The sequence below is a fragment of the Neptuniibacter sp. QD34_54 genome, from assembly GCF_047778055.1.
Classification (GTDB): Bacteria; Pseudomonadota; Gammaproteobacteria; order Pseudomonadales; family Balneatricaceae; genus Neptuniibacter.
Map to the genome: position 1 here is coordinate 1708654 of NZ_CP180546.1, position 17098 is coordinate 1725751.

General features: G+C 44.3%; 11 protein-coding genes. All 11 read left to right on the forward strand.

Annotated elements, in window-relative coordinates; all coding sequences use genetic code 11:
- Window positions 1-18 precede the first annotated feature (18 nt).
- The 11 genes from ACMXYP_RS07790 to ACMXYP_RS07840 all read left to right on the forward strand — a co-directional run bounded on the left by ACMXYP_RS07790 (window position 19) and on the right by ACMXYP_RS07840 (window position 17075).
- The gene (locus ACMXYP_RS07790; RefSeq protein ID WP_415884444.1) at window positions 19-765 is read left to right on the forward strand and encodes a SapC family protein; all 747 of its coding nucleotides are present in this window, start codon (window positions 19-21) and stop codon (window positions 763-765) included.
- Window positions 765-2432: a type VI secretion system protein TssA gene (gene tssA / locus ACMXYP_RS07795; protein WP_415884445.1), complete on the forward strand. Its 1668-nt coding sequence runs from the start codon at window positions 765-767 to the stop codon at window positions 2430-2432. Before ACMXYP_RS07790 ends, tssA begins: the two co-directional genes overlap by 1 nt.
- Window positions 2433-2447: 15 nt before the next feature.
- Complete coding sequence (tssB, locus tag ACMXYP_RS07800) at window positions 2448-2936, forward strand: type VI secretion system contractile sheath small subunit (protein ID WP_415884446.1); 489 nt, start codon at window positions 2448-2450, stop codon at window positions 2934-2936.
- Between the two features lie 34 nt (window positions 2937-2970).
- On the forward strand, window positions 2971-4455 hold the full coding sequence (gene tssC / locus ACMXYP_RS07805) for a type VI secretion system contractile sheath large subunit (protein ID WP_415884447.1): 1485 nt from the start codon (window positions 2971-2973) through the stop codon (window positions 4453-4455).
- A 62-nt stretch (window positions 4456-4517) separates the two neighbouring features.
- On the forward strand, window positions 4518-4937 hold the full coding sequence (tssE, locus tag ACMXYP_RS07810) for a type VI secretion system baseplate subunit TssE (protein WP_415884448.1): 420 nt from the start codon (window positions 4518-4520) through the stop codon (window positions 4935-4937).
- A gap of 4 nt (window positions 4938-4941) precedes the next feature.
- Window positions 4942-6732, forward strand: coding sequence for a type VI secretion system baseplate subunit TssF (tssF, locus tag ACMXYP_RS07815; protein ID WP_415884449.1), 1791 nt, complete (start codon window positions 4942-4944; stop codon window positions 6730-6732).
- Window positions 6696-7982, forward strand: coding sequence for a type VI secretion system baseplate subunit TssG (gene tssG / locus ACMXYP_RS07820; protein WP_415884450.1), 1287 nt, complete (start codon window positions 6696-6698; stop codon window positions 7980-7982). Before tssF ends, tssG begins: the two co-directional genes overlap by 37 nt.
- Before the next feature lie 33 nt (window positions 7983-8015).
- Window positions 8016-10673: a type VI secretion system ATPase TssH gene (tssH, locus tag ACMXYP_RS07825; protein ID WP_415884451.1), complete on the forward strand. Its 2658-nt coding sequence runs from the start codon at window positions 8016-8018 to the stop codon at window positions 10671-10673.
- A complete protein-coding gene (locus ACMXYP_RS07830; RefSeq protein WP_415884452.1) occupies window positions 10673-12325 on the forward strand; it encodes a sigma 54-interacting transcriptional regulator in 1653 nt (550 codons plus the stop codon). Before tssH ends, ACMXYP_RS07830 begins: the two co-directional genes overlap by 1 nt.
- Window positions 12326-12445: 120 nt before the next feature.
- Entirely contained in the window at window positions 12446-14830 is a 2385-nt protein-coding gene (locus ACMXYP_RS07835; protein ID WP_415884453.1) for a type VI secretion system Vgr family protein, read from the forward strand.
- Entirely contained in the window at window positions 14817-17075 is a 2259-nt protein-coding gene (locus tag ACMXYP_RS07840; protein ID WP_415884454.1) for a phospholipase D-like domain-containing protein, read from the forward strand. Before ACMXYP_RS07835 ends, ACMXYP_RS07840 begins: the two co-directional genes overlap by 14 nt.
- The last annotated feature ends 23 nt before the right edge of the window (window positions 17076-17098 follow it).

The window sequence follows — 17098 nt, forward strand, 5'->3', positions numbered from 1 at the left end:
TAAGGGAATATCTGAAAAATGAGTGTAAATAAGCCTCTTTTTTATAATCAAATTACAGCGCTGAGTCGTGAGAAGCATAGTGACCTAGCTTTTGATAACACGAAGGGTTTCCTATTCGCGCGGGACACTAATTCGGTACCCATCGGTGTCAGTGAGTTTGCTGTGGCATCTCGCTTATATCCTATTGTTTTTGTCCTTCAGAATGATGAGGTCGCACCAATTGCTGTACTAGGTACTCAACCCAAACAAAATATTTGGGTTGATGAGCAGGGGAGTTGGCTTGGTGATTACGTACCCGCTTATGTTCGTCGTTATCCATTTATTTCTGTAAGAACATCTGAGAATGAATCAACGCTTTGTATCGATGCTGCAAGCGATAAGTTAAACGTACATATTGAAGGTACAAAGCTTTTTGATAAAGACGGTGAGCAGAGCGAATTTCTTAAGCAAAGATTTCAGTTAGCTGAAGCTTATGAAACCGAAATGTTACGAAACAAACGTCTTTCATCATTTCTCTTAGAGCATGACATACTAGAACCTGCTCAACTCAATGAAAAGACTGAGAACGTTAAAACAGTATTGTCTGGTTTTATGGTGGTTTCTAGAGCGCGCTTGGAAGCTCTGGATAAAGAAGTTATCGCCAAACTCCATCAAGAAGGTGCATTAGAGCTGATTTATCAGCATCTATTTTCGTTGGAATGCTTTAACTCTCTTGCAAAAAAATGTTCAGAATCTAACGAAGTTTTAGCAGAGGGAGCTGCTTAATGGATCAACAAGAGATTCTCAGTCTCGCATTACCTTTAGAGGGCGGTAGCCCTGTTGGACCTGATGTAAAACATGATGATGATTTTACAAGGCTAGAGGATGAATTGAGAAAAGGCGAAGGGATCGATATTCAGCCGATCGACTGGCCTGTGATCGAGATTGTTTCAGGCAAGATTCTTAAGGAACAAAGTAAAGACCTTAGGGTGGCTTCTAGGTTAGTGGCTGCGCTTTTCTATCGTCACAGTTTTAAGGGGTTAAACGCTGGTTTTAAGTTATTAAGAGACATAGTTAATGCACCTTACTGGGATGATATTCACCCTAAAAGGCCTAAAAGCCGAGGTGCAGCAGTTTCTTGGACGCTGCAGAAAATTGATCGACCGTTTTCGGAATTTGAAACAACGTTAGAGCAAGCTACTGACGTAATTGAAGCTGCAAACGTATTTGTTGAATTAGATAACGCACTGGCTGAAAAGCTGGGTGATAAAGCGCCTAGTTTATTTGAATTCCGTAATGTCATTGGTCGATATAAGCAAGAAGCCGAATACTTCATTGCGGAAGAAGAGAAAAAGAAAGCGGCTCCTGCTCCTGCGCCGGTTGAAGCAGAACCTCAGCCAGAAGCACAAGTTGCATCTCAAGCTAAACCCGCAGTAGAAGCTAATCCAGCGCCTAGTCAAACTGCGCCAGTGCAACAACAGAAACAAGAGCAAGCACAGCCAACAGTTAAAGCCCCAACACATGTCGCAGTCGCTGTTTCTTCAGCTGAAGATATCGCAAAGGCGCTACGTTCTTGTAACTCCACCATGAGCAAAGTAGCTCACCTCGTGAGAGGGCAAAAAGTGAGTGATCCTTATGCCTATTATCTTTTGCGTACAGGTATTTGGATGCAGTTAAGAGAGGTGCCTGCTGATGGTGTATTACCTGCACCAATGGGCAATAAATTAGCAGCGCTTCAACAGCTAGAACAAAACAAAGATTGGCCAAGTCTGATAGAAGAGTGCGAAAAAACATTCGCGTCAGGACAGATCTTTTGGTTATCCCTACATCGAATGGTCGCTAATGCTTTAGATGCGATGGGCGCTAAAGAAGCTGCTCAAGCAGTAAAAGATTCAGTTGCCATGCTGGTTTCTCGCTTGCCAGAAATTCTTACACGTACGTTTGATGGCGGGGAAGGATTTGCGGATGAGATGACCAAAGCGTGGATCGCCTCTTTATCTACTCAAAGTAATGAAACTGCAGCATCAGATAGCGGTGAATCACAAGATAGCTCCCCTTGGCAGTCAGTTGCGGCTGAAGCGAAAAAGCACGCTATTAATGGCGAATTTGATCAAGGCTTGGCTCTGTTTAAACAAGGCATATTGTCCGTTAGCAGCTTACGTGAACAGGCTTATTGGCAGCTGGAGCAAGCGCGTTTTTGTTACGAAGCTGGCCACCTAGAAATTGCACAGCCTCAGCTCACATATCTTCATCAAATGATCGAAGAAAAGCAGCTGCAGCAATGGGAACCTTTACTGCATTTGGAAGTAACGAAGTTACTCGTTAATTGCCATTCCCAAGCGCAAACAAAGAAAAAATATACAACAGAGCAGCTAACTCAAGTTGACCAGCTTAAAGCACACCTGTGCTTAATGGATCCACTGGGTGCGCTGTCCATTCTTAAAACAAACTAATAAAGGAAGTAAATAATGGCTAAAGAAGGATCAGTTGCCCCTAAGGAAAGGATCAATATCGTTTACAAGCCTGCAACAGGTGACGCAAAGGAAGAGATCGAATTACCGCTAAAAATGTTGATGGTCGGTGATTACACCCTGCGTGAAGACGATGATGAAGTTGAAGATCGTGAACTGATTGACGTTGATAAAGCCAATTTTAACGACGTTATGTCTAGCCAAAAGCTAAATCTTCAACTGACTGTACCTAACAAATTGTCGGGTGAAGAAGACGATGAGATGCCTGTGGATCTCAGCTTCGATACGTTGAAAGACTTCGAACCAGAAGCAGTCGTTCGCCAAGTACCTGAAATGGCAAAACTACTGGAATTGCGTGAAGCGCTTTCATTCTTGAAGGGCCCACTAGGTAACGTACCTGCTTTCCGTAAGCAGATTGATGAGCTGCTAGGCGATGACGAATCTCGTCAAAAGCTAATGGCAGAACTTGGTATCGAAAAATCTTAAGCCTTCGCGGCATTAGAGACAAAGGAATAAGAATATGTCTGAACAAGAATTAGTAGCGGAGCAGGGTGCAGTTGTAGAAGCAGAACACGGCTCTTTACTCGATCAGATCCTACAACAAACAAACATGAAAGCAGGTGATGAGTCCTATGATGTTGCATCAAAAGGGGTTCAAGCTTTCATTGCTGAGATTTTAACATCCGGTGAAAAAACTGAGCGTGTACGTAAACAGCTCGTTGATGACATGATCGCCGAAATTGATGAGAAACTGAGTCTACAACTGGATCAGATTCTACATAACGAAAAGGTTCAAAAGCTTGAGTCTGCTTGGCGTGGTTTGAAGTTCGTTGTGGATCGCACTGATTTCCGTGAAAACAACAAAATTCAGATTCTAAACGTGTCTAAAGAAGACCTTGCGGTAGATTTTGAAGATGCATCAGAGATCACTCAATCAGGTCTGTACAAGCAGGTTTATACGGCTGAATATGGTCAGCACGGTGGTGAGCCAGTTGCGGCAATCATGGCAAACTATGACTTTGAACATAGTGCGCCAGATGTAAGCCTTCTGCAAAGTGTTGCGAGTGTGTCGACTATGGCTCATGCGCCATTTATCGCAGCTGCATCGCCTAAGTTCTTTGGTGTTGATGATATTCAATCACTGCCAAACCTGAACGATATCTCTGCCATTTTTGAAGGTCCACAATATGCGAAGTGGCGTTCATTCCGAGAGAGTGAAGATGCAAGAAGCGTTGGTCTAACGCTACCGCGTTTCCTACTGCGTCTGCCATATCACGAGCGCGATAACCCAGTTAAAGCATTCCGCTACAACGAGAACATCGATGGCGACCACCAGAACTACCTATGGGGTAACACATCATTCGCGTTTGCAACGCGTCTAACTGAGAGTTTCGCTAAGTATCGTTGGTGTCCAAATATTATTGGCCCGCAAAGCGGTGGTGCAGTAGAAGACCTTCCACTTCATCAGTATGAAGCGATGGGTCAGATCGAAACTAAGATCCCGACAGAGGTGCTTGTTTCCGATCGTCGTGAATTTGAATTGGCTGAAGCAGGCTTTATCCCTCTTACTTTCCGTAAAGGCAGTGACAATGCTGCATTCTTCTCAGCTAACTCTACGCAAAAGCCTAAGTTCTTTGGTGTGAGTAAAGAGGGTAAAGAAGCGGAGATGAACTACAAGTTGAGTACTCAGCTTCCTTATATGTTCATCGTTAACCGTTTAGCGCACTACATCAAGGTACTGCAGCGTGAAAACATCGGTAGTTGGAAAGAGCGTAACGACCTAGAGGAAGAACTAAACGTTTGGATTCGTCAGTTTGTTGCTAACCAAGATGGTGCTAGTGCAGAAGTGCGTAGCCGCCGTCCACTTCGTGATGCGAGCATTACGGTATCTGATGTGGAAGGTGAACCAGGTTTCTACCGTGTGTCTATGAATGTGCGTCCACATTTCAAATATATGGGTGCAGATTTCACATTGTCTCTAGTGGGCAAATTGGATAAATCCTAAAAGATTGGTTGCGGGGGACTGCTCTGTTGTAAACCCCCGCAGCCTGCTATGGAGAGCAAAAAATGCTGGAGTATTCGCTGTTACAGCGAGTTGCATTAGGTGACGAAGGAGCGCAACGATCATTAGACGTGGGTGTTGAAAAGCTCCGTCAATCAGTCCGTTTGCATCTACAAAACCTATTCAATGTTCGTTATGGCAGTGTCGCGTCATTGCCCGAATATGGTCTGCCAGATTTTAATGATCTGGATCTTAACTCCGGTTACATGCAGGCGGTTAAAGAGATGCGTAAAGCGATTAAACAAGCTTTAGATCTCTATGAACCTCGCTTGGATCAAACACGTGTCTCATTTACTCAAAATGAGGACGATCCTACCGATCTGCGTTTTGAAATTGTGGCACGACTCGTCGTTCCAGGAAGCCCTGTCCGCGTCAAATTCGAGACGATGATGGGTAACGATGGATTGTTTAAGGTACAGAGCTAACTGAATGGCATTTAACAAGTATTATCAGGATGAACTTTCATACCTCCGTGAATTAGGGGTAGAGTTTTCACGTCTTAATCCAGGTTTATCAAAATACCTTTCAGAAGAAGGTAGCGATCCTGATGTAGAGCGCCTCTTTGAAGGGGTAGCCTTTTTAACAGGTCGCCTTAGACAGAAACTCGATGATGAACTTCCAGAAATTACACATTCGCTAGCTAATCTACTTTGGCCCCATTACCTCCGTCCTTTACCTTCAATGAGTATTTTGGAGTATAAACCTGTCGCCAGTGCTTTGACGGAAGGGAAAAGAGTTGAACGAGGAGAGCTTGTTAAAAGCGTTGAAGTCGAAGGGACTGCTTGTGAGTTTAAAACCTGCTATGACGTAGATATCTATCCAATATCGTTAACTGATTTAACCACGACTGCGAATAGCGATGGTACAGAGATGGCCATCAAATTCGATCTAGAAACGACAGCGACTGCAGAAACTATGTCCCTTAAGAAACTGCGTTTGTTTCTACATGGTGATAGAGAAACTCATATCAGTCAGGCGCTTTATCTATGGTTGTTTCGCTATTTAGATAAAGTAACCGTTGAAGTTAATTATCGCGATGGACGAGAAAGTACGCGCCACGGCTTAGGCCCACAGCCTGTTTCACCAGTGGGTTTTGCAGAAGATGAAGCCTTACTTCCTTATACAAACCGTTCTTTTGAAGGTTATCGATATCTTCAAGAGTTTTTCGCTCTACCAGAAAAGTTCCTATTCGTTGATATCAATACGGATGTACCAGCGCTAGCTGACCCTATGGTTGAAAGCTTTTCGCTTCATTTTAACTTCAATCGTCAATTCGATTCGCAATTACGCGTTAAGCAGAATCATATTCGTCTCTTTTGTACGCCAATTATCAACTTGTTTTCGCATGATGCCGACCCGATTAAGGTAGATCAGCGCAAATTGGAGTATTTGGTAAGGCCTGACTACCAACATCAAGATCATATAGAGCTATATAGCATTGATGATGTGCTAGGTAAGCAGCGTGGTCGCAGTGATATCTATGAATATAAGCCTTTCGAGAGCTTTGAACACGAACTGCAACAAAGTGAACAGCAACGTCAGATCTATTATACGCAGCATCGTAAAATCTCAACTTTACAAACAGGCGTTGATAACTATTTACGCTTTGTAGATCTTGATAATCACAAAGCCTTACCGGTAACAGAAACGGTATCTTTGGAGCTGACCTGCACTAACCGTAAATTGCCAGAAACGCTGCGCGCTGGTGATGTGATCTATCCCACATCGAATTCCCCAGAATTTGTCACCTTTAAAAACATTACGCGTGTAACCAATGCACTGCCGCCCCCAGTCAGAGAGGGTTTGCATTGGCAAGTGATTGCGAATTTGGCGCTTCACTATCGACCTTTAGCGAATCTAGATTCATTGAAAACACTGCTTGCAAGTTATGACCTTAGAGCGATGTTTGATCGTCAAGCAGAAAGAGCGAGCAAGCAGTTACAGGATGGCATCGTCAGTATTGAGACAGAAACAATTGATCGTATTTCCAAAGGGCTACCTGTAAGAGCGTTGCAGACCTCGATGAGAATGCGTGAAAGCAAATTTGGGGCAAAAGGCATACAAGGTGAAAGTAGTATGTTTCTGTTTGCTTCTGTCTTGAGTGGATTCTTTGCTCAATACGCACCAATTAATTCGCACCATCAGTTGGTTGTCGAAGGGCTTGAAAATGGGGAGGTGTATCAGTGGAAGATACAGCCGGGTACGAAAACTCTCCTTTAGAACAAGCGTTAATTCGAGAACCGCATCAGTTTGATTTCTATCAGGCTGTGCGCTTACTCGAAAATAACGCGCCGGTTAAAGTAGGTTATCAAGGTTCTGTTGCCAATGAGCGGGTTCGTTTCGCTGGGCATCCAACCCTTGCATTTGCTAGCAGCGATATTGCTAAAGCACGTCGAGATCAAAGTGGTAAGCCGGTGCTCGAGTCCAATTTTATGGGGTTGTACGGTGCTGCATCTCCAATGCCTGTTTATGTGACTGAGAGCATCATCGCCGAACAGATGAGGGTAGAGACTCAGGATCATCAAACCTACTTCATTAAAAGAGAAGAACAGCTTCAACGCTTAAGGGATTACCGCTTAGACATCTCTAGTCTGCTTAATGAAGCATCGGAAATAAAAAAGCAGGTTAAAACAGGTGCGTTTTCGGCACGGGAGTTTAAAGAAAGCGAATTAGAGCGCTTACGTGGTATTGAATCGCTGCAAGATATTTTAGGCAAAGCGGATTACCAAGCGTTCAAGCATGGGGATATGTTACTCCAGCTATACGATGCGCCCGCAGCAAGGCAGAGAGATTTTCTCGATCTGTTTAATCACCGTTTCACATCGTTACTTTATCGCGGTTGGTCTAAATACCAACCAGGTATGCAATACCAAAAACAGGCGGAAGACCCATTTTCGCAAGGTCTATTTGCCCTGATGGGCGCACCTAATAAGCAAGCAAGAGAAGCGTCAGCAATAAACTGGCCGCGTTTATTAGGCTATGCCGGTGTTATAGGGATGAATTCTGGCTCAGTCAGTGTGATGACAGCTGTAATCAGTGGTTATTTTGGTCACGTTCCTGTGCGCGTTAAAGAGTATGTTGAGCGTTGGGCAAATATTCCGCAAGACCAGAGAAATAGATTGGGTAGAGCCAATATGACACTGGGCGAGGACCTCTGTTTAGGTAAAAGAATTAAAGACTATTGCGGCAAATTTAGAGTGTGTATTGGGCCACTCGATTTCTCATCTTTCGAGAATTTCTTGCCGGATGGAAAAAGCCATAAAGCGTTACTGGAGTTGATCGATGTGCTAATGCCAGAGCAACTCTGTTTCGATATTGAACTGATTTTAAAAGGTGATGCAGTACCAGCCTTTGGGCTAGGTACAGCGCATACGCCCAAGTTGGGTTGGGTAGGCTGGTTAGGCAAAACTAACGGTGAAGACCAAAGTGTTTTCTTTACGCCTCATCACAAAGGACAAACGGATATTTAAGCCATTAGCTCGGCTTATTTCGGAGAAGGACAAATGGACAATATAAAAATGAAATCCCTCATGGGGCGTTTAAATAAAAACTGCACGCGCGCTTTAGAAGCTGCAGCGGGTTTAGCTGTATCTAACGGTGCTTATGAGATCAGTGTTGAGCATTTTTTACTTAAACTGCTTGAGGATGATAACGACCTGGCACAGGTGCTAGTCCACTACAACATTAATGTCATGCACTTTGTTCGTGATCTTCAACATGCAGTAGAAGCGGACAACAAAGGTAACACCGGTAAACCTGTGTTCTCACGTACCTTAATGGGTTTATTTGAGGATGCATGGTTAATCTCTTCTCTAGAAAGGAACGATTCCGAAATTCGCAGTGGTGTATTGGTATTGGCGATTCTGTCTAACCAACGCCGTCATGGCATGGCCAGCTATTGCGATCATTTTTCAGATGTTTCATTTGATGATCTGTTAGGAAATTACGACCAGATAGTTTCTGAATCACCAGAGCATATTGCGCAGCAGGCAACTAAAGCAGAGCCAAGCGCACAGCCGTCAGATGTCGATATGGGGCCGTTGCAGAAATTCTGTACGCATTTTACAGCACGTGCCCGTGAAGGCTTGATTGACCCTGTATTTTGTCGAGATGTCGAGATCCGCCAGATGATCGATATCCTTGGTCGTCGCCGTAAAAACAACCCAATCTGCGTTGGTGATGCAGGTGTTGGTAAAACAGCGGTTGTAGAAGGGTTGGCACTCAAGATTGCTCAAGGTGAAGTACCTGATGTACTCGCAAATGTTGAGCTATATGGTTTAGACCTTGGCTTGTTGCAAGCGGGTGCCAGTGTAAAAGGTGAATTTGAAAACCGCCTAAACGGTGTCATTACTGCGGTAAAAGAATCACCTACACCTATCATTTTATTTATCGATGAGGCGCATACCCTGATTGGCGCTGGCGGTGCTGCAGGTAGTGGTGATGCTGCAAACCTTTTGAAGCCTGCACTAGCGCGTGGTGAGTTACGTACAGTAGCAGCAACGACTTGGTCCGAATATAAAAAGTATTTTGAAAAAGACCCGGCATTGGCACGTCGATTCCAGTTGGTGAAACTAGATGAGCCAAGTGTTGATCAGGCTGTAACGATTATTCGTGGCCTACGTGAGACTTACGAAGCAGCCCATGGCGTATATGTAAGGGACGATGCTGTAGAAGCAGCTGCAAGCTTATCTTCTCGTTATATTTCGGGTCGACAACTGCCAGACAAAGCTGTTGATGTATTAGATACAGCGGCAGCGCGGGTAAAAATTAGTATCTCCTCCGTTCCTGATGGGGTCGAAGATGCCGATCGTCGAATCCAAACATTACAGCGTGAAAGAGCTGCACTAGAGCGAGATATTGCTTCTGATGTAATCGCTAATGAAGGGCAGCTTGAAGCCTTGGATAAACAGCTAGATCAGTCCATGACAGAACTAGCCGTTCTCAATAATCAGTGGCAGAAAGAGAAAGAGGTGGTAGAACGCATCCTTGATCAACGTCAGCTCTTAGCTCAAGCACATTTGGGACAATCTGATGAAGAGATCAGTCAACCCATTGATGAAAATCAGATTAAACAGCAGATCCGTAAAGATCTAGATCAATTAGCTGAAATTCAGGGTGATACGCCTCTGATCCATTATGAGGTTTCGCCGGATGTTGTAGGTAGAGTTATTGCAGACTGGACTGGCATTCCTCTGGGTAAAATGGTGCGCGATGAAGCCGCTTCAGTTTTAACACTTGCAGATAATTTGAAACAGCGTATCCGCGGTCAAGATCATGCCGTTGCGGCGATTGATCGTGGTGTACGTGCAGCTAAAGCCGGTGTTAATAATCCAGAAACACCGATGGGTGTGTTCCTGTTAGTGGGGCCAAGTGGTGTCGGTAAAACCGAGATGGCCCTAGGTGTGGCTGATATGTTGTTTGGCGGTGAACGCTTTTTAACAACCATCAATATGTCCGAGTTCCAAGAGAAGCACACTGTTTCACGCCTAATTGGCTCACCTCCAGGCTACGTCGGATTTGGGGAAGGTGGCGTATTAACAGAAGCGGTGCGTCAAAAACCCTATTCATTAGTGCTTTTAGATGAAGTTGAAAAAGCTGATCTAGAAGTAATGAATCTGTTCTATCAGGTGTTTGATAAAGGCATGCTTTCTGATGGTGAAGGGCAGTTAGTTAACTTCAGAAATACAGCCGTTTTCCTTACATCAAATCTAGCGACAGACATCATCACCGATATGTGCAGCGATGGTAAACGTCCAGATCCTGAAGAGCTTATCGCTGCGATACGCCCTGTTTTAAGTAAACACTTCAAGCCTGCGTTATTAGCTCGTATGCAAATCGTACCTTTCTATACGATCGATGCTTCTGTTATGTCGGATATTGTCCGTCTGAAATTGAACAAGGTTGTGAGCCGTGTTGCGGACAGTCAGAAACTGGAGATGACCTATAGCGATGCCGTGGTTGAAACGATTGCAGCGCGTTGCAAGGAGGTTGAAAGCGGTGCGCGTAATATCGATCACATCATTAATGGATCTTTACTTCCTCAATTAGCGACCGAGCTACTTGAGAATATGAATGAAGAATCCCGCTATACCCATCTTGATTTGGATCTAAATGAAGACGGTGGGTTTGTACTCAATTTTAGAGAAGGTCAAACGCAGTAATGGATTACTCAATTGAAGATTCTGTATTAGCGCTAGAAGAGCTAGTACAGATTAACCTTTCAATAACACGTGAAAAGGATGTTAAGCGTCTGCTTGATAAGATTCTTACAGCCGCGCGCAAACTGACCGCTGCTGAAGCGGGCTGCGTTTATATTCTGGATCGTAAAAAACGCTATTTAATTCCAGAAGTGACTCAAGGTGAGTGTTTAGCCAAGGTCAGTAATGAACTAAAACCGGTTGATCTACATATAGATCAGCGCTCTGGTCATACGGATGTGGTTTCTTGGGCAGCACTATCAGGTCAGATCGTAAACATTGCCGACGCTTACCAATACAGTGGTTTCGATTTTTCTGAGTTGTACCGCTTAGATAAGTTGGCAGAGCGAAAAACTAATTCGATGCTGGTGGTGCCTTTAACCGATTTTGAAGGTGTCAGCTTAGGGGTTATGAAGCTCTATAACCGCCGGGTTGATGAAAATGGTGAAGTTGAAGCGTTCCCTGACCAGATCGAAGGCTTAGTTAAAGCTTTTGCCGCTCAAGCCGTTGTGGTTGCAGAAAATACTCGTTTACTTGCAGACAATCGTGTTCTGATTGAGCAATTAGATAAAGCTAAACAGGTATTGGAGATCGAAAACCAACAGCTTAAAGCGAGCATGGGCGGCACGTTAAAAGTCGACAATATCATTGGCGATTCCCCCGAAATGCGCAAGGTATTTAACTTGATGGAGAAGATCGTAAGCACCAATGCAACGGTCTTTATTCGTGGTGAAACTGGTACGGGTAAAGAGCTCATAGCGTCTTGTATACATCGTAATAGCGCGCAGAGAAGTAAACAGCCCTTTGTTGCTCAAAACTGTGCTGCGTTACCAGAAGAACTGCTCGAGTCTGAATTATTCGGTTACAAGAAAGGGGCTTTCAGTGGTGCTTCTAGCGATAAAAAAGGCCTCATCGAACTAGCCAATGGTGGTACGCTTTTCCTTGATGAAATCGGCGATATGCCGCTTAAGTTACAAACTAAACTATTAAGGGTTTTACAGGAGCGAGAGGTAAGGCCGCTAGGTGCATTGCACCCTGTTAAAGTCGATATTCGCGTCATTGCTGCTACCCATCAAAATCTGGCCGAGCTTATTGATAAAGGTGAGTTTCGTGAAGACCTTTACTATCGCTTAAATGTATTCCCAATTGATCTTCCAGCGTTAAAAGATCGCAGAGAAGATATACCAGCACTGGTTCATTACTTTGTTGGACATATTGCGGAGCAATACAACAAGTCTATTTCAGGTATAAAGCCTGCAGTTTTGGATGTAATCCAAGCTCAACCATTACCTGGGAATATCCGAGAACTGCGTAACATCATCGAACGTGCGGTTTTATTAGCGCCGGATGATGGTGTGATTGAGTTAATACACCTTCCAGATGAAATGATTCGAAGCAAACGCCAAGCGGTTCCACAGCCGGATGTGTTCTGTCTTGAAGGCGATAGTTTAAAAGACACTATGCAACGCCTTGAAGCCAAAGTGATTGCGGACAAGTTACAAGCCCATAAAGGTAATCAGACTCGTACAGCTAAAGCCTTAGGGGTTTCGAGACGATCTCTGGTTGAAAAATTAAGCCGCTATAACCTGCGGGAAAATCCAATGGCTTGTCACTAGTTAGGGGAGGTAGTCAGTTTACCTTTCACTGGCATAGCTATTGCTTTATCTACAGACTGAGAGTTAAGAATTAACTCATTGATTTGATCATGGTTGTTACAGAACAGGGACGATCTAAACGTGTTTTTAAAATCAAACGAAGAACGTTTTTTCTTTGAAGCGCATGGCGCAGGTGATGAATTTCACCTCGTCAGAATGTCAGGAAAAGAAACTTTATCTCAAAGCTTTCGTTTTGAAGTGGAAGTGGTTTCTAAATACCCTGACATTGAGCTAACACCAACGCTAGGTCAAACCGGTTTAATTACCCTTCATGATCAGACCAATGCCGGGGAGCCTTATACCCGTTACATTCACGGTATCGTCACAGAAGCAGAGCTCGAAGAAACTAACCTACGCCAATCGACCTATCATTTTGTTGTCGAGCCTAAAACCGAACTACTTAACCTCCGATCAGGTTGTCGAATCTTTCAGCAACAAACCACCCAAGAGATTGTAACCACGTTACTCGAAGAGGCTGGTTTCTCAAGCGATGAGTTTGAATTTAAGCTGCAAGAGCCTCATCCGGCGCGTGAATACTGTGTTCAGTACAATGAAACCGAACTTCATTTTATTCAGCGTCTATTGGAAGAAGAAGGTATTCACTACCACTTTGAGCATGAAGAATCTCTGCATCGCATTATCTTTAGCGATAGCTCGGCGTCTCATCTACCTATTCCAAATGAAGCGGTAATCCCTTATTTCCATGATGCTCAAGGTGCATTGCGGGAACAGCATATCTTTCGCTTTGATTACACCGAGGAGGTCGTGTCAGGCAGAAGCCAGATTAGAGACTACGATTTCACACGGCCAAAGTTGAAGCTGGAATCATACAAGCAAGCAGAATTGGATGAGATGTTGGAGGTTTATACCTATCCGGGACGATTCCAAACGACTGATATTGGCGATCAGTATGCCCAAGTGCTTTTGCAATCCATTAATGCAGAAAGAAAGATAGCGGTTGCTGAGAGTGATGTTAATCGTCTAATTCCAGGTTTCAGTTTCACCTTAGATGAGCACGAAAGAGATGAGCTTAATGCTGAGTATTATATTACTCAGATAGAGCATAAATGCGCGCAGCCTCAAGTGTTAGAGCAAGGTGCAACGACAGAAGGCTCTTCCTACAGCAATAGAATTAAAGCGATTCCATTTGATGTGCCTTACCGTGCACCGATCACCACGGCTGTACCCATTGTTCACGGCTGCCAAACCGCGATTGTGTGTGGCCCTGAAGGTGAAGAGATCTATACCGATCAGTACGGTCAGATCAAAGTACAGTTTCACTGGGATCGCATCGGTCAACGAGACGAGCACAGCTCCTGCTGGATGCGAGTGAGCCAGCTTTTTGCCGGTAATCAACGTGGCAGTATGTTTATTCCTCGTATTGGCGAAGAGGTACTGATCGATTTCCTAGAAGGTAATCCCGATCGTCCGATCGTCACTGGCCGTTTGTATCACGGTTTAAACCGTTCACCTTATCCGCTGCCCGATAACAAAACCAAGAGCACGATTAAAACCAACTCCACCAAGGGCGGAGATGGTTTTAATGAGATCCGTATCGAAGACAAAAAGGGTGAAGAACAGATCTTCACCCATGCCGAAAAAGATATGGAGCAGGTGACCCGAAACGATCACAAAGAGTGGGTAGGTAACGAACACCACAAAATCGTTGAGAGTAACGAATATCGCCATATCAAAGGTGATGAACATGTCAAAACTCAACAACGATATAGCCGCCGCGTAAATGGCGATATGCACCTGATCATCGGTCAGGACCACCAACTTAAAGTCGCCAAGAATCAATATACCTATGCGGGCGAAGAGCTGCATTTCACCACTGGTGTAAAGCACGCTTTAGAAGCGGGGGTAGAGATCTCGTTCAAAGCCGGTGGCAGCTTAGTCACCATCAACCCCGGAGGTGTCACCTTTAAAGGCCCTCAAGTCACCTTGAATATGGGAGGTGGGGGTAGTGGTAAACGTGCCAACCCAAAACCACCACAACCATTAAATAAACCAACGCTCACGGCCCCGATTGCACCTGTTCATCAACCGGGTGTTACGGAGCTTTTGGAGCCTGAAGAATATATTCCAACGGTTCAGCTCTCTGTGGCACCAACAACCGAAAGCCGTGCCTATGAGGGGATGCCCTATAAGCTCTACCGTGATGGCACAATGATCGAAGAAGGTTTGACCAACAGAAGGGGAATCGTAACGGCTTTAGCTCCTCCGGGGACGCAAAGCTTTATGTTGGAACTGCCTGGTGAAATTAAACTGGATTTTCCCATGGTTGAAGCGTTCCCAGAAGGTGATGAGGAGGAGTTATATCTTGCTAAGAACAAAGGGCACAGAGAGTTTGTTTCTGATTCTGTGATAGAGGGCTTAGCTGCCCCAGAAAACTATCTTCGCCAAAGTAAACAAGATGCCCAAGGTCAAAAAGCAACAGGGGACTCAGACAATGACGCAGTATAAACATCCCGATCATGATTTCCCTCTAGCTAAAAATAGGCTCAAGGCTAAAGCTACACTCAATTGGTGGGCAACGGATGAGAATAAATATCCTTGCCGAGCCAATGTTGATATCCAACCGCTTATAAACGGAGAAAAGGCGTTTGCTGCGGTTGAGGATGCGATTTTAAACGCGACTAAAACGATCGATATTATTAGTTGGGGGTTTGACCCCGCGATGCGTTTAACCCGCCCCAATGGCAAGCGTTTAGGTGATCTCCTGATTGAAAAGGCGCGGGATCATAAAGTTGAAGTCCGTGTTTTAATCTGGAAGAACAAAATAGCCAACTTCATGGAAAATACCATTGTGGGTGATGGTCTTTCTGGCCGAGGTGGAACCGCCGTAGGGTCTGGTGTTATAGGGAGCAGTGGTGCATCTAATGATAATTCAGCTGCTAGGTCTGAAATGGAGCACCTTTGGTCTGAACGTGAGCGATTGGTTGTTCAATATGATCGGCTTTTGCAACAGCTACAATCTTCAAATGATCCTCAAATTCAGCTACAGATTGATCAACACAGTAAACAACTATCAGATGTGGAGAATAGGCTAGATCTTTTAAGTAAAGGCGATTATGGCAATGCTGTTTTTGGCAGTGGTGGAACTAAGCATGAAGCGGATGATGATATCTATACACGAAACTGGTTTAGAGATATCCAAAACAACAACTACCCTAGATTAGAGTTCCGTACTCGGGATTTTAAACTGCAACCGAGTGCGTTATATGAAACGACGGCGTTCAGTATAGTGAATGCCCTTTATCACCGTGTTCGGATTTTTAAACGTTTATCCCAAAATCGCTCCGATTCGGATTCAATTTTTAAAATTTTAGCACTCTCCCTTGCGCCTAGTCACCATCAGAAAATGGTGTTAACCGACTACGAACTGAAAGAAAAAGCACGTGGTCTAGTCATGGGGCACAACCTCCATCGTAACTATTGGGATACGGATGCGCATAATTATTACGAACTCAGAAGAGATGTAGGCTTCGGTCCGTGGCAAGACCTTTCTTGTGAAGTGAATGGCTCAGTATTGTGGGATCTGAATGAAAACTTCTGTACCGCTTGGGACCATCAATCAAGCTTATGGGTTAAATGCTTCGAGGAAAGTCTGAGCGAAAAAAGAGCTTCGGTAAAGCCTATAGACTTACAGGTTGCGCAAAACAAAGGAATGGCGCAGATTGTGCGTACTCATCCAACGGATGGTAAGCCTGGTAAAGGCGAAGAGCTTTCAATCTTAGAAGCTTATCTGCGTGCCATGGGAAATGCAGCTGATTTCATTTTTATGGAAAACCAGTATTTTCGATATAAACCGTTTGCCGCTAAATTAAAAGAACGCGCCTTACAACTGCAAGAAGCCGGTGCCGAAAAGGATCTATATTGGTTTGTTATCACAAATAAACCTGCAAAAGGCTTATTTTCCAGTAGTACCTATGAAATGCTCTATGAGGTGGGGCAAGAGCAGCTTATGCCGCAGGTTCAGCGTGATAGAGTCTTCATCCTTAAGGAGAAGCAAGAAGAGCTTCAGAAACTACAGGCGCCTCAAACTGGCTTTCAAGTACCTTACTTCAGTGAACTATTACGTGATCATAAAATCAATGATCTTAAAAGTGAGATCACTAAGCTTGAAGATGAAATCCGTCTAGATGAAGCTGATCAAAAACGCTTAGAAGCCTACGAAGATGAAGTAAACCGCATGGAAGTACTTGACGAAAAAGTCGCCGACGGTAAAACTCTAGATCAAGCAGAGGCACAAGAGCTAAAGCAGCTACAGGATAAGCACGGGTACGACAAGATCGATCCGGAGCTATTTGAGCAGGAAGGCTTAAAAACCGTAGTCACCAGTCTGGTGAGCTACACCCAAAACCACGATAAAACCTGCCGCTATCGCGATATCTACATACACAGCAAGCTGCTGGTAGTCGACGATGAATACTTCCTGTTAAGTTCTGCAAATATAAACCAGCGCAGTATGGAATCAGATACAGAGCTGGGTATACATGGGCCAAGACCCAAAGTAGCTAGAGAGTTTACCGATCAATTGTGGAATTTACATACGCAATTTAAGAGCAATGATACTACTGAAAATTATGATTACTGGTTTAAAACAGCAAAGATCAATTTGGGTTTGGAATACAAAGGTGAACCTTTGCTTTGTTCGCTAACACGATTTTGGGATACCGCGACACCATGGGCCGAAGCAGTCGATTAATTACACTTTTCTTTTTACTTGCC

Bases quoted from the DNA above. Each gene is read 5' to 3' on its own strand.
- ACMXYP_RS07830 (WP_415884452.1), top strand. From the start codon at position 10,673: ATGGATTACTCAATTGAAGATTCTGTATTAGCGCTAGAAGAGCTAGTA.
- tssA (WP_415884445.1), top strand. From the start codon at position 765: ATGGATCAACAAGAGATTCTCAGTCTCGCATTACCTTTAGAGGGCGGT.
- tssC (WP_415884447.1), top strand. From the start codon at position 2,971: ATGTCTGAACAAGAATTAGTAGCGGAGCAGGGTGCAGTTGTAGAAGCA.
- ACMXYP_RS07790 (WP_415884444.1), top strand. From the start codon at position 19: ATGAGTGTAAATAAGCCTCTTTTTTATAATCAAATTACAGCGCTGAGT.
- tssF (WP_415884449.1), top strand. From the start codon at position 4,942: ATGGCATTTAACAAGTATTATCAGGATGAACTTTCATACCTCCGTGAA.
- tssE (WP_415884448.1), top strand. From the start codon at position 4,518: ATGCTGGAGTATTCGCTGTTACAGCGAGTTGCATTAGGTGACGAAGGA.
- ACMXYP_RS07840 (WP_415884454.1), top strand. From the start codon at position 14,817: ATGACGCAGTATAAACATCCCGATCATGATTTCCCTCTAGCTAAAAAT.
- tssB (WP_415884446.1), top strand. From the start codon at position 2,448: ATGGCTAAAGAAGGATCAGTTGCCCCTAAGGAAAGGATCAATATCGTT.
- tssH (WP_415884451.1), top strand. From the start codon at position 8,016: ATGGACAATATAAAAATGAAATCCCTCATGGGGCGTTTAAATAAAAAC.